Origin of the sequence: Lysinibacillus sp. A1, assembly GCF_000801965.1 — a bacterium.
Taxonomy (GTDB): Bacteria; Bacillota; Bacilli; order Bacillales_A; family Planococcaceae; genus Lysinibacillus; species Lysinibacillus fusiformis.
On record NZ_JSZM01000008.1, the window covers coordinates 35,901 to 49,981 of the forward strand.

General features: G+C 38.1%; 11 protein-coding genes. 2 read left to right on the top strand and 9 right to left on the bottom strand.

The genetic code is table 11. The features are described from left to right. Positions 1 to 5: 5 nt before the first annotated feature. Together PI85_RS05365 and PI85_RS05370 are read right to left on the bottom strand one after the other, a co-directional pair. Positions 6 to 482 carry a threonine/serine exporter family protein gene (locus tag PI85_RS05365; RefSeq protein ID WP_036122739.1) on the bottom strand — a complete coding sequence of 159 codons (477 nt, stop codon included), beginning with the start codon at positions 480 to 482 and terminating at the stop codon, positions 6 to 8. Positions 483 to 494: 12 nt separating this feature from the next. Next, a complete protein-coding gene (locus PI85_RS05370) occupies positions 495 to 1,247 on the bottom strand; it encodes a threonine/serine exporter family protein (RefSeq protein WP_025115515.1) in 753 nt (250 codons plus the stop codon). A gap of 326 nt (positions 1,248 to 1,573) precedes the next feature. Between PI85_RS05370 and PI85_RS05375 the strand changes: the two genes are divergently transcribed. Continuing rightward, on the top strand, positions 1,574 to 2,980 hold the full coding sequence (locus PI85_RS05375) for a polysaccharide deacetylase family protein (protein ID WP_036122737.1): 1,407 nt from the start codon (positions 1,574 to 1,576) through the stop codon (positions 2,978 to 2,980). 57 nt (positions 2,981 to 3,037) lie between these two features. Here PI85_RS05375 and PI85_RS05380 read toward each other — a convergent pair whose 3' ends face one another. The 4 genes from PI85_RS05380 to PI85_RS05395 form a co-directional block, all read right to left on the bottom strand. Continuing rightward, a complete protein-coding gene (locus PI85_RS05380; RefSeq protein WP_036122733.1) occupies positions 3,038 to 5,134 on the bottom strand; it encodes a beta-propeller domain-containing protein in 2,097 nt (698 codons plus the stop codon). A 134-nt stretch (positions 5,135 to 5,268) separates the two neighbouring features. Further along, positions 5,269 to 6,462: an acyl-CoA dehydrogenase family protein gene (locus PI85_RS05385; protein ID WP_036122730.1), complete on the bottom strand. Its 1,194-nt coding sequence runs from the start codon at positions 6,460 to 6,462 to the stop codon at positions 5,269 to 5,271. A 9-nt stretch (positions 6,463 to 6,471) separates the two neighbouring features. Next, a complete protein-coding gene (locus PI85_RS05390; RefSeq protein ID WP_036122727.1) occupies positions 6,472 to 7,644 on the bottom strand; it encodes a saccharopine dehydrogenase family protein in 1,173 nt (390 codons plus the stop codon). 26 nt (positions 7,645 to 7,670) lie between these two features. Beyond that, the gene (locus PI85_RS05395; RefSeq protein WP_036122724.1) at positions 7,671 to 9,149 is read right to left on the bottom strand and encodes an aldehyde dehydrogenase family protein; all 1,479 of its coding nucleotides are present in this window, start codon (positions 9,147 to 9,149) and stop codon (positions 7,671 to 7,673) included. Positions 9,150 to 9,562: 413 nt separating this feature from the next. Between PI85_RS05395 and PI85_RS05400 the strand changes: the two genes are divergently transcribed. Then, entirely contained in the window at positions 9,563 to 10,363 is an 801-nt protein-coding gene (locus PI85_RS05400) for a TIGR00266 family protein (RefSeq protein ID WP_012292620.1), read from the top strand. Between the two features lie 40 nt (positions 10,364 to 10,403). Here the strand turns inward: PI85_RS05400 and PI85_RS05405 are convergent, their stop codons facing one another. The 3 genes from PI85_RS05405 to PI85_RS05415 form a co-directional block, all read right to left on the bottom strand. Then, the gene (locus tag PI85_RS05405) at positions 10,404 to 11,366 is read right to left on the bottom strand and encodes a D-glycerate dehydrogenase (RefSeq protein ID WP_036122722.1); all 963 of its coding nucleotides are present in this window, start codon (positions 11,364 to 11,366) and stop codon (positions 10,404 to 10,406) included. 218 nt (positions 11,367 to 11,584) lie between these two features. Then, on the bottom strand, positions 11,585 to 12,877 hold the full coding sequence (locus PI85_RS05410) for a globin-coupled sensor protein (RefSeq protein ID WP_036122720.1): 1,293 nt from the start codon (positions 12,875 to 12,877) through the stop codon (positions 11,585 to 11,587). 291 nt (positions 12,878 to 13,168) lie between these two features. Beyond that, positions 13,169 to 14,002 carry an undecaprenyl-diphosphate phosphatase gene (locus tag PI85_RS05415; RefSeq protein ID WP_036122717.1) on the bottom strand — a complete coding sequence of 278 codons (834 nt, stop codon included), beginning with the start codon at positions 14,000 to 14,002 and terminating at the stop codon, positions 13,169 to 13,171. Positions 14,003 to 14,081 lie beyond the last annotated feature (79 nt).

Here is a 14,081-nt window from a genome sequence, read left to right on the forward strand (position 1 = left end):
TATTTTTATTTTTTATAGACTTTTTGGAATTTCACCTTACTTGAACGGACTGAACGGAAAATGAGCTGAATAATTACTTCTGCAAAGACCAGTCCAATAACAATAGCCCCTGTTATTAGAAATGCCTTTAAACCATATTGTAAGCCTTGTAAGTAATCATCCTCTACAACATTTCTCATGGCATTATAGGCCATGCCTCCTGGCACTAACGGAATGATTCCACCAACAATAAAAATAATCATCGGTATTTTAAAGCGCCGCGCATATAAATGAGCCACGATGGCAATGACAAACGAACCGAAGAAAGAGGCTTTAACAACATCCATTCCTTGCTCTGTTAAAATATAATAAATAATCCAGCCAATTACCCCAACAAGACCGCAATGAAGGAGCGTCTTTCTAGGTACATTAAAAATGATGGCAATTCCAGCTGTAGCGAAAAAACTAACAACTAATTGTATGATAATGTCCATTATGTGCATGCTAGTCGCCTCCTAAAATCCTAGGGTGACGGCAATAGCTGCCCCTATGGCAAAGGCAGTTAAAAAGGCTTCTGCTCCTTTTGCCATCCCTGACATAAAATGACCTGCCATTAAATCACGAACTGCATTCGTAATCAAAATTCCTGGTACGAGCGGCATAACAGAACTAATGATGATTTTATCTAGCTCTGTTCCGTAACCATATTTTACTGCAAAGAAGGCAACAAAGCCGAGAACGAGTGATGCTGTAAATTCAGAGAAAAATTTAACTTTTGTTAAATGATTCGTTATTACAAGCATCAGGAAGCCTAACCCCCCTGCTAAAACAGCGATAGGAAAATCGGACCACCCTCCCTTAAACATAATAAGGAAGCAACCACTTGCAAAAGCAGCCGCAATAACTTGTAAATAGGTTGGTAAAAAATAATTTGTTTTTTGTATCGACTTTAGCTCGTCATAAGCTTCTTCTAATGTTATCATGTGAGATGTGAGTCTCCGAGATACTGAATTTACCAAGGCTATTTTTTGTAAATCTGTAACCCTGCTGGAAATTGATGAAATTCTCGTTGGCTGTGTCTTGCCTAACGAAAAAATGATTCCAGTCGGTGTGGCATAACATTGAGCATTCGGCATATTTTGAGAATGTGCCATCCTCAGCATCGTATCCTCCACACGGTATGTTTCTGCACCACTTTCAATCATAATACGCCCTGCAAGCAACAAACAGTCAATCGTAAGTTCATTATCCGCTTCTTGTAAGACCATTGCAGCTATCTGCCTCCTTCAAAATGTTCCTTGCCAATAGTATCGAACTGCCATTAAAAACACAACTGAAAATTTCAGCAAAAGATTGGGTTTTTTTCAATTTAATTTTACATAATTGACCTTTGGTTGTTCTATTTTTAGTAAGGATTTTTTATCCACTAATACAGTAGTATAACCACGTTCGATATACTACTTCAAGAAGGAAGAATGGCTAGCATTAATTTCTATAAATTAACAATAAAAGTTTATAGATTTGTATAACTTTTTTCATGATTGGCACGTCTGATTGTATAGAAAATAAAAATGAGGGGAGCGTATCCAACACCATGCAGGAACGCAGAAAAAAACGCGGCCCACTAATAGATTTTTTATTACTTGGCCTCATTGTAGCTTTAACAACTATTATACTCGTTATTATCCTATCAAAGGATGAATTTAAGTTTCAAAAAATTAGTGCTTCAAAAGAAACCGATACAGAATCGGTTAATAGTAATATATCAACGGAAAGTTCTGCGTTTCCAGGGATACGAATTGTAACAGATGTTTCTAATGATAAACGTACACCTTTTGCCATTCATTACCCACAAACAGATAACGAAGTTTTTAATGATACCGTATTACAATACATAACGGATTCAAAAGAAAACTATCTAGCCTCTATGAAAAAAGATAAAGAAGTTATGGGTGAATTAAATATTAGTCTTGAAACATTTCCGTACCGAGAGCATTACTATTCATTTGTGCTAACAAAGATGCTTTACGTAGGAGGAGCTAACCATGAGGTCACAACGAAAACATTCTTTATTAATAACGAAACTGGCGAGCAAATAACTATTCAAACATTATTGCAAAATGACGAGAATAATTTATCGACGTTAGCCGCAAATGTGCGAAAAGATTTGCAGAAGAATCTCCAAATAAAGGATGAGCTTTTAAAGGATGAATTATTAAAAGCTACTGAACCAAAATGGTCCAACTTCACTCGCTTTGCAATTGCAGACGATTCGTTACAATTCTATTTCGATGAATATGAGATTGCTAGCGGGTCAGCAGGTGCCCCAATAGTGAAACTACCACTTTCGCTCATTAACCCATTGTTAGCCTCTGATTTTCAAATTGCTATGGAAAATGTAAAACCAATTACACCACCACCTACTGGTGATCCAAATAAAAAACGAATTGCGCTGACTTTTGATGATGGTCCACACCCAAAAGTGACGGAGCAGATATTAAACATTCTCGATAAATATCACGCAAAAGCAACCTTCTTTATGCTTGGTAGTCGTGTACAATATTATCCTGATATTGCAAGAGATGTACTTGCACGTGGGCATGAAATCGGAAATCACTCATGGAATCACCCGGTTTTAACGAAACTTACGCAAGAACAAGTGATGAAAGAGTATAATACAACAGCCTCTGAAATAGAGAAGGCTATTAATCACGGTGCCACTGTTTTCAGACCACCTTATGGAGCAACTAATGACACGATTGACGCTGAGATTCCTGTTCCAGTCGTCCTTTGGACAATTGATACATTAGATTGGAAGCATCGCAATGCACAGCAATTATTGCCAAATGTAAAAAATAATCTACACAATAATGCAATAGTACTAATGCATGATATCCATCAATCTACTGCAGATGGGCTCGATGCTGTTCTTGCTTATTTACAAGGTCAGGGCTATGAATTTGTAACAGTTTCTGAGATTTTGCCCTACCGTCAAAAGTAAGATCTACCATAAAGAAAAGTCCAATGAATTCTAATTGAATTCATCGGACTTTTTTTGTCATTTAATGATTAATGTATCTAGAGGTTTAAAGTCTTTTAACTGATAGCTCTTCACTTCATTACGCGCTACTGTATAAAGAGCGCCCTCTATATAAACAACCCTTTGTACGACCTGCTCCCAATTTTCATATGGCTCACCGTTCGTAGCATTCATAATATTCCCTTTTAGAGTAATTCCTTTATCTGCAGTAATTTCATAAATTTGAGCACCCTGACCTTTATAAACAATATTGTCTCCTTTACCCGCTTCATATTGGACAACTGGGAAGCCAAAGTAGTTGTATTCCTTATTTCGGAATAGCGCTTTTGGATTGTATTGAACTTCAGAATAGGATCCCTTTCCGCCAATTTTCACGGTGGATTGTTCTTTTGGATTTTTGAAGTCTGATACATCAAATAATGACATCTTCATATTCGTCGTTACCGTAAAATTACGCTTCGTATACGAATCATAGCGTTGTTCTGTATCATAGCCGATACCAATTAAATGTGTGTCATCTAATGGATGCAGGTAATTACTAAAGCCCGGAATTTTTAACTCCCCTAGGACCGCTGGTTTTTTCGGATTTGCTACATCAATGACAAACAGTGGATCGACTTCTTTAAATGTCACCACATATGCCTTATCTCCCATAAAGCGAGCAGAATAAATCTTTTCCCCAGGTGCCATATCTTTCACTGTACCTAAAGCTTTTAAATGTTCATCTAAAATAAAGAGGTGGTTATAGGAGGTACTTTTCTCATCCCACGTATTACCTTCTGTTGTAAAGATTCGTAAGTTGCCCTTATATTCATCCATAGAATATTGATTTAATACAGTTCCCTTTACTTCAGTACTACCAGTGAAATTCAATGTAGTTCCATCTATATTCCATTTGAAAATTTGCGTGTCAGCTGCTCTCGGCATCCATATCATATCCATAGCGCGTTTTTCTAATGGAATAGCAGTATTACCTTCATAAATTGGTGTCGTTAAATAAAGTGCATTCTCTGACATATAAAGTCCACTACTGCCGCCCAAGTATCCTTTTGTATTAGCCGTTGTTTGGGCACCATTTTTTAAATCGATAGCTGTAATTAAACTATAGGTACCATCCATTGTATTAGGCAAAATCGAAATTTTTTCTACAGGTAGGCTTGTGAACTTTTCTCCTGTCAAACTATCATATGTTTTTGGTTTTAAATCTGCTTTTTGCTCTTGTTGTAATACCCAATAGTTCGGATACATATTACCAATTAAATAGAGTGTGTCTTTTGCAATACGGATATCCTTTAGATATCCTTCTTGCCCCACATCGCGTATATGCTTTGGCTTGTTTGGATTGGAAATGTCATAAAATGAAGCTGTGACCATTCCCGTGCCTGCTTTTTCAATATATTGATCCCCAATCGCTATTAATAAATTATCATATAGCGCAAGCTTTGAAATATATTGCGACTCTTTTAGCTTAATATTTGCAGCCTGTTTTAAATGCTGCGGGTCTTTAGCGTTCACAACTGTAATGCTTTGATCTTTTGCAGTAAAAATAAAACCGTCTTTGACAACAACAATATCGCCTTCTTCTACACCTTCCACTTGATTATTAGTTGTAGACTCGTTATTCGCTGTTGCTTTATCTTCACTTTTTGCACTTAGAGACATCTCTTCCTCTCTAATTTCACCTCTAGGAGCCTTTAACAAATTCTTAAAATATTGTTCTAATTCTTTTTCTGATTGAACGGCTGTTAACGTTTCAATAATTGTAAATGGAATAACTTGCGAAGCTACATTAAGTCCTCCCTGTGCAAAGGCTTCTTTTTTTACATGTAATTGATAACTGCCTGGTACAAGTTCCTTTACAACTAATGTTTTTTGATCTTCTAACAATGCAATCGTTGCAGGTACTTTTTTCCCTTTTTCTGTCGTTACATACACATTGTCCTCTGTAATTTTACTTTTCTTTAAGCTTACAGAGAATGATGCCTGCCAACTTTGGGTAGCCATACCCACACTAGCAGCCTTGGCAGTGACCTCTGTATTCATTGCCCATGTGAAAATACCAGGCACGATTGCTATAACAGCTATCAACATGAATGCCAGCCATTTACTTTTCATAATTTTACCTCTCCTTCATATACTTGTTTATCCATTAGACTAAGAAAAAGATGGAAAGTTACATTATTCTGAAATTTTTTTAAGGAGTGGTTACCCCTACACAAAAAAACGAAAGGGAATAATTTCCCCCTCGTTTATTCTTCAAACGGCCATTTTGGTAGCCTATTAGCTAATGGCTTATCTTGGCGTCTGCCTAATACATAATCTGCCTGCATAATGGTATGAATTTCTCGCGTACCTTCATAAATAACAGGTGCTTTGGAATTCCGCAGATAGCGCGCTACTGGATATTCATCTGAATAGCCATATGCACCATGAATTTGTACTGCATCATCCGCAGCCTTATTGGCAAAATCGCACGCCTGCCATTTCGCTAAAGATGTTTCTCTAGTATTACGAACACCTTTATTTTTCAACTCACCAACACGATAGACCAATAGACGGCTCATCTGGTAACCAGCCTCCATATTAGCGATCATTTGTCCGACAAGCTGATGCTCTCCTATAGGCTTACCAAATGTTTCTCGTTCATGACAATATTTCACACTTGCCTCTAGACACGCTTGGATTAAACCGACAGCCCCCGCAGCTACAGTGAAACGTCCATTATCTAGGGCAGACATGGCTATTTTAAAGCCTTCTCCCTCTGCACCGAGACGATTTTCTACTGGTACACGTAAATCTTCAAAGAAGAGCTCACCTGTATTACCTGCACGAATCCCGTATTTCCCTTTGATAGCCTTTGATGTAAAGCCTGCCATTGAACGTTCAACAATGAATGCACTAATACCATGATGTTTCTTGGACTTATCTGTATAGGCAAAAACGATAAAGTGATCGGCTATATCACATAAGGAAATCCATGTTTTCTGTCCATTGATGACATAATGGTCCCCATCACGGACAGCTGTAGTAGACATAGCTGCCACATCAGAGCCAGCACCCGGCTCCGTAAGACCAAATGCACCAATTCGTACTCCTTTTGCCTGTGGAATAAGATAGCGCTGCTTTTGATCTTCAGTGCCCCATTGCATTAATGTCATGCTATTCAGACCAGTGTGAACGGATACCGCTGTTCGGAATGCTGTATCTCCACGCTCCAGCTCCTCGCACACAATAGCAAGGGAGTTATAATCCATTCCACTCCCACCATACTGTTCTGGCACACAAACGCCCATTAGCCCAAGCTCCGCAAGCCTCGACCAAATTTTAGCATCAAAGCCCCCTTCAGCATCCCACTTTGCAATATAGGGAATAATTTCTTCATCAACAAATTGCCTTACCGTTTTTCGTAGCATTTCATGCTCCGTGGACATGTCAAAATTCATGGTCAGCACCTACCATTTCACAATCATAGCAGACTTATGAGACGTCTCTTTTATTACTACACCACGTTTGGCCATTTCTTCAATATACGTATCGCCAGGGACCACGGATTCAGGCGGGAAAACACCGTGCTCTTTAATAACACCCGCACCTATCATCTGAGCTACAACCGAAATAGTATTAGCTGTAGCACGGGCCATCGCTGTTTCATTGATAGTCATATCCTTACGCACAACCATTTCATATTCATATGTCACTTGCTGTTGCGCTTTTTCGCCAGCAACAATGACACGTAATAGAACCGCATCTGGTTTTGTTCCCAGCTCCAGTTTCTTTTTAAGCGCCTCACGAACTACAGAACGAACAGGCACCTCTTGATTATCAACCTCTACCTTATTCGCTGAATCAAGGAAGCCTAAATCTGCTAATAGCTTAAACTTCTCTGCATGCCCCTTATAACGAATTGTTTTATACTCTAATGTGCGGACATTTGGGAATGTTTTATACAATGTGGAGATGCCTCCAGATGTATAAAATGCCTCAAGCACACCGAAATCATCAAAATAAATAGGTTCAACACCTGAAAGGGAAGGAACTTCTTGTAATTTGCCCTTTTGAATCGTTTTTGAAGGCTCAGTATAATGATCAAAAACACCATCTAAAGAAAATACACGTGTATAATGAAGCGGAGGCTTTGGTTCAGTCGGAATGCCACCCACAAATAGTTTAATAGACTCAACATCATCTAATTTAGAGGCACCATAGCCAGCCAGAATATTGATCATACCTGGAGCAACACCTAAGTCAGGGATAATTGTGACACCTTTTGCTTTTGCTTCCTCATGAAGATCTAATATATTTTCGGTAACACCACCTATATGGCCACCTAAATCTACAGAGTGTACACCCGCTTCAATAGCTGCTCTCGCAACGCGCTCGTTGAAGGAGTAAAATAATGCATTGATGACAACATCACCTTTTGAGATGACCTTCATTAACGAATCATCGTGCTCTGCATGAAGCTCTACAACTTCTACCCTATCTGTATTTAAAGTATCCACAAAGTCCTGTGCCACTTTTACATCGATATCACCTAAAAATACACGATCGACTTTATCATTTTTTATTAAATCACGAGCTACCTCTTTACCCATTAAACCTGCACCTAATACAACAACTTTCATCAAGAACATCCCCTTTCGTTGATCTGTTACTCTGTATCGATTTGTGCTCTTTGTAATTTACCGCTGTAGTCTACGTAAATGCTCTTCCACTCCGTATATACATCTAGGGCTGCAACACCTGAATCTCGATGTCCATTGCCAGTTCCTTTTGTACCGCCAAATGGTAAATGAATTTCAGCACCTGTTGTGCCGGCATTTATATAAACAATACCAGTGTCTAATTCACGCTGTGCGCGGAAAATTGTATTAACATTTTGTGAGAAAATTGAGCTTGATAAGCCAAATTTCACGCCATTATTTACTTCAATTGCTTCCTCTAAGCTTGCTACCTCAATTAGAGAAACGACAGGACCAAAAATCTCTTCTTGGGCAATAATCATGTCAGGCTTCACGTTCGTAAACAATGTAGGCTCGTAATAAAACCCATTGTCATATGGTGGCTCATTTAAAATTCTACCTCCAGCTAGTAACGTGGCACCTTCCTGCTTGCCTATTTGTACATAGTGATTAATTTTTTCCACTGCAGCTTTATTAATCACCGGCCCAATTTTAACTCCTTCGTCTAGACCATCCCCAATTGTGAGTTTTTGCATTTCATCTAAGAGACGATTTTCTAATTGCTCTTTAACATCTTTATGCACAATTACTCGGCTACATGCTGTACATCTTTGACCAGCGGTACCAAAGGCACTCCAAAGTATACCCTCTGTAGCCAGTTGAAGATCTGCGTCATCCATAACAATGACAGCATTTTTTCCACCCATCTCTAAGGAAATCTTTTTCAAATGCTTACCGCCAAGTTCCGCTACTTTACTGCCTGTTGTCGTCGACCCAGTAAAGGAAATGACCTTAACATCAGGGTGTTCAATGAGCGCAGTCCCTACAGTCGGTCCTGTACCAAACACAATATTTGCTACTCCATTAGGTAAACCTACTTCTTCAAAAATTTTACCCATTTCATAAGCCATCATAGGTGTCTCATTAGATGGTTTCCAAATGAATGTATTACCTGCCACAATAGCAGGGAATGATTTCCATGTAGCGATTGCAACGGGGAAGTTCCATGGCGTAATAAGTGCTACGACTCCAATTGGTGCCCTTACACTCATTGCAAACTTATTGGCCAATTCAGACGGAGTTGTTTCACCAAACAACCTACGACCCTCTCCTGCCATATAATAGGCCATATCAATTCCTTCTTGCACTTCTCCTCTTGCTTCTTCAATTACCTTACCCATCTCTTTTGTTAAAACGGTCGCCAAATATTCCTTTTTTTCTTTCATTTTTTGACCGATGGCATATAAAAATTCTGCACGCTTTGGCGCAGGCACAAGTGCCCAGCTCTTTTGTGCTTGTTTGGCTGCTACTACAGCCTCATCTACCTCATTAGAAGTAGATAGTGGTATGGTAGCAAGTTGCTCACCATTTGCAGGGTTCGTCACTGCTATACTTTGTAAATGTGAATGTGTGCTCCATTTACCACCAATATAGTTTTTAATCTCCACTCCATACACCCCCTGAAATACTCTATGATGCCTCAGCTTTTGTTACCAGTTGTATTCCTCAGGTACAAAATCTATGAATCTTAATAGAATAAAATACTTCAATATTCCGAATTTTCAAGATGTGATATACCCTGTCATACTATGATTATCAGTGACAATTGCCAGAGGCTTTATTTTCACTTAACTGCTTCCCCTCTATTAGAGAATATTCCAAAAGGAGGAATCGCTTAAGGTTATGTATATTCATAACACCCTTAGTTATATGAAAATAAATAATACACATTCTAGTTTTTTATATTCGCCATTTTCTATTTAATTCCCTTTTTTTCTAAATTATTTAATTTCTTATTGAAACCAAAGTGTTTTATAATCGTATAGAATATCAATAAATTTACTTTTGGAGGAATCCCTTTATGAATAATCATGAGATTGACTACAAGTTATTTGGTGACGACATGCAATATGTGCAAGTTGAGCTTGATCCACAAGAAACAGTTGTGGCGGAAGCAGGCGCTTTAATGATGATGGATGACTCCATCCATATGGAAACTATTTTTGGCGATGGTTCAAAAGGCGGCTCACAAAGTGGACTAATGGGCAAATTATTAGGTGCTGGTAAACGTTTAGTAACAGGTGAAAGCTTATTCATGACGACATTCACAAATGTTGGCTCAGGTAAGAAGCATGTTTATTTCGCTTCCCCGTACCCAGGTAAGATTATTCCGATGGATTTAAGTCAATTAAACGGGAAAATTATTTGTCAAAAAGATGCGTTTTTAGCTGCAGCTAAAGGTGTTTCTGTAGGCGTAGAATTCCAGAAAAAAATCGGTGTAGGCTTCTTCGGTGGTGAAGGCTTCATTATGCAAAAGCTTGAGGGCGATGGTATGGCATTTGTACATGCAGGAGGAGCCATTCACGAAAAAACATTACAGCCTGGGGAAGTTTTACGTGTAGATACAGGATGTTTAGTTGCGATGACTTCAAATGTAGATTACGATATTGAACTTGTTGGAGGCGTAAAAACTGCATTGTTTGGCGGTGAAGGGATTTTCTTCGCTACATTACGTGGACCAGGAACTGTTTGGGTACAATCATTACCATTCAGCCGTTTAGCAAGTCGTGTCTTTGCAGCGGCACCAATTTCACAAGGCGGTGGCGGTCAGTCAAAAGGTGAAGGCGGTATTGGTGGTTTATTCGATTTATTCAATAGATAAAATAGAAGGAGCATATCCATCAGTGATATGCTCCGTTCTTTTAATCAATTCGATTTGAAATAGCCTTGCCCTGTCCATAAGCAGCCAATGCTTTCACATTTAACATGAGCATAGCTGTTCTTGTTTCTAAGGACGCACTACCGATATGCGGCAGTGCCACTACATTCGGGAGTGTCAACAATGGATGATTCATAGCAACAGGCTCCTGTTCAAAGACATCCAGCCCTGCTGCCCATAACTTGCCACTTTTCAAGACATCGTATAGAGCTGCCTCATCAATAATTCCACCGCGTGAAGCATTTATTAAGACAGCATCCTCTTTCATTAACGCTAATTCATGTGCTCCAATGAGACCCTCAGTATCACTATTGTAGGGTGTCATAATTACAACAAAATCAGATTGTTGTAAGAGGTCCTCTAATGATACATAGCGAAAGCCATACATTTCTTCCGCCTCATGACGACGTCTTCGGTTATTATATAAAATTTTCATATCAAAACCTTTTGCTCGTCTAGCAACAGCCTGACCAATTCGGCCCATCCCTATTATTCCAATAGTCGCCCCTGATACGTCTTTACCAACCAGCTGCATCGGGTACCAGCTTTTCCATTTCCCCTCTCGTAAATATCTCTCACTTTCTGGAATTCTACGAGCAGTTGCAAGCAGTAAGCCAAATACTAAATCAGCCGTTGTATTCGTTAAGACACCAGGCGTATTTGTCGCCATAATACCTCTTTTTCGTAAAGCCTTCACATCAATATTGTTAAAACCAACTGCTAAATTTGTTACTAGCTTTAGGTTTGGCGCTTGCGAAAGTAATTCCTCATCCACTTGATCTGCAATTGTTACCCACAACACTTCGCAATCAGCAACAGATGCAAGTAGTTTATCGCGGGGGATGACAATCTCCTCCTCTTCCCACCGAGAAACTTCATAAAACTCTTTTAATGGCTCAACAATATGTGCAGGAAACTTACGTGTAATAAATAATTTCTTTTTCATGTTCCAAACACCTCTCTACTCATTTCCCTAATTCGCCTATAGCGTAACACTTAAGGGAAGCATTTTCTAGAGGTTTCTAGTTTGCAACCTTCTATAATAAGCTGTAATTTCCCCTTTTATCAGCTTAAAGACTTTGTTTATCCGTGAAATCAATCATTTTATCCACTTTGTAAGCATAAAAAAACTATGCATAAGCTGTATGCATAGTTACATCTCATTTAAAATTCTCTGATGGTCGTATTCAAACGATTGGCAACTCTCTCTAATTCATCAGAGGATTCACCTATCGTCTCAATAATATTTGCTAAATCTGATATTTGCTTCCCTACGTTTTGGAAATTTGAAATGGAATCCTCAACGGAGGTAGATATAGCATCAAATGCCTTTAAGGACTCGGCATTCTGTTCAATACTATTATTTACGAGCTCTTGTATATCCTGTATCGCTTGAACTACTTGTGTGGTAATTCCATTAGACATCTGAATTAAATCAGCAATCTGCTCAACGGAACTTTTCGTCTGATCCGCAAGTTTACGTACTTCATTCGCAACAACCGCAAACCCTTTGCCATGCTCCCCAGCACGCGCCGCCTCAATTGCCGAGTTTAATGCCAATAAGTTTGTTTGACCCGAAATACTTTTAACCATTTCAACCACAGCATTGATTTTTGAAGAGGATTCGTCCAGCTGCTCCACCATATTAGCCATTTCAAATGTCTTATGATGAATTTTCCCTGTTTGTTCATTAATAGAAACAATCTTGGCATAGCCTTCACTTGAAACCTTTTGCATCGATTCTGCCTCATGAATGCTATCCTTCAATGAATCGTTCACCTTTTGGGCACTATTAACGAGCTCTGTTACTGTATCCGATGTATTTTGTGATTGAGCCTCTATGTGAGTAGAAATCCCACCTATTACATCCTTTACATGCTCTCGAACGTTATTGCGCTGTTCCTCAATCAATGTATTTGCATAGTTATCGTATTCCTCTAAAACAATTTGCTGTTCAAAATTACATATTTTACTGATCGCATCGCAAAATTTTTCTTCCTCCCCCTTAGATAAACGAAGTTCAAAAATTATCTTACGTAAAGATTTTTCTAGAATTTGAAAGGCTGCTAAATACCACTTCGGATATAAGTTAATCTTCACATGCATTTTTGCCACACGTCTACGCTTTTCAAGGAAAGCTTCATCTATTCTCCCCTCAAACATTTCAATAATATGATGGCGTAATGTTTGACGCAGGCGCTCACTGGAACTATTCCTTTGAATAACTTCACGTAATGCTGGCACACTTTCAATTGCATGATAAAATGCCTCAACAACTTCTACAACATTTCTTTCCACATATGGCTTTAAACTATTAATTAATTGAAGATCATATACGCTTAATTCCACAAGATTCAATTGCAATAAACGATCAGGATCTTTAATAAAAATGCCTATATTAGCTTCATTACTTATTTCAATTGTATTTTTCTTAGATCTACTTACAATTTGAAACATTTTATCCACCTCATATTATAATTATATACCGAACTAAGTCTATTATCCTACATGCTATTAAAAAACAACAAATAAGTAGATACTTTATGTATCAATTATAATCTCTAACCTACCAAATGAACAATATATGGGTAAATGTTGTCTGTATTTATTAAATACAACAATACATTTGCCTCGAATCCAATACTATATACCTAATTTTATTCATTTTAATTGAAAGATGGATTGAAAAACCAATAAATTTAAGGCAAAAAAGCCACTGCTTCTTGTGAAAGAAGAGTGACTTTTTGTTTACATGAAAATAATTACGCAAAGAACTGCTGCTAAAACTAAACGATAAATTGCGAAAGGCATTAATTTCACTTTTGAAATAAGTGCTAAGAAAAACTTGATTGATAGTAACGCAAAGATAAATGAACTAATAAATCCGACAGCGTAGAATCCGAAATAATCCATTGATAATGTATCCCAGTTTTTCAAAACAGATACTAAACTAGCTCCTGCCATGATAGGTACAGCCATAATGAATGTAAAATCGGCTGCAACACGGTGACTCATACCGAATAATACCCCACCAGAAATGGTCGCACCTGATCGTGAAAATCCTGGCCATAAAGATAAACATTGAACTAGCCCAACTTTAAAAGCTAAACCATATGAAATCTTATCTAAAGAATCTACTTTTGGTTTTCTTGGTGCCAACTTATCGGCTGCAATCATTAGAATTGCTCCTGCTACTAGTGCATAAACAACATGCTCTACTTTAAATAGATGATCGTCAATAAAATCCTTAAATGCAAACCCTAAGACAACTGCTGGTAGCATACCGACAATAACATGCAATAAGTTAAAACGACTATTAATGGACTGAGACTGACCATCAATTTTGTATAAGCCGACTAGGCTTAACATACGCTTCCACATCACCACGATAACAGCTAAAATGGAGCCCAATTGAACGACAATTTTAAATGTATTGGCAGGATATTTACCTAAAAACTCCTCTGTTTTTAACCACATATCGTCAACAATAATCATATGGCCAGTTGAAGATACCGGGGCAAACTCTGTCATACCTTCAACAAAGCCTAAAATCAGTGCTTTTAATAACTCTATAATTTCCACCTTGTCACCTTACCTTTATTAATCAAATACTCACTTATTATAAATTACTCCATTTTCATATACTACTGCTATTTCACCT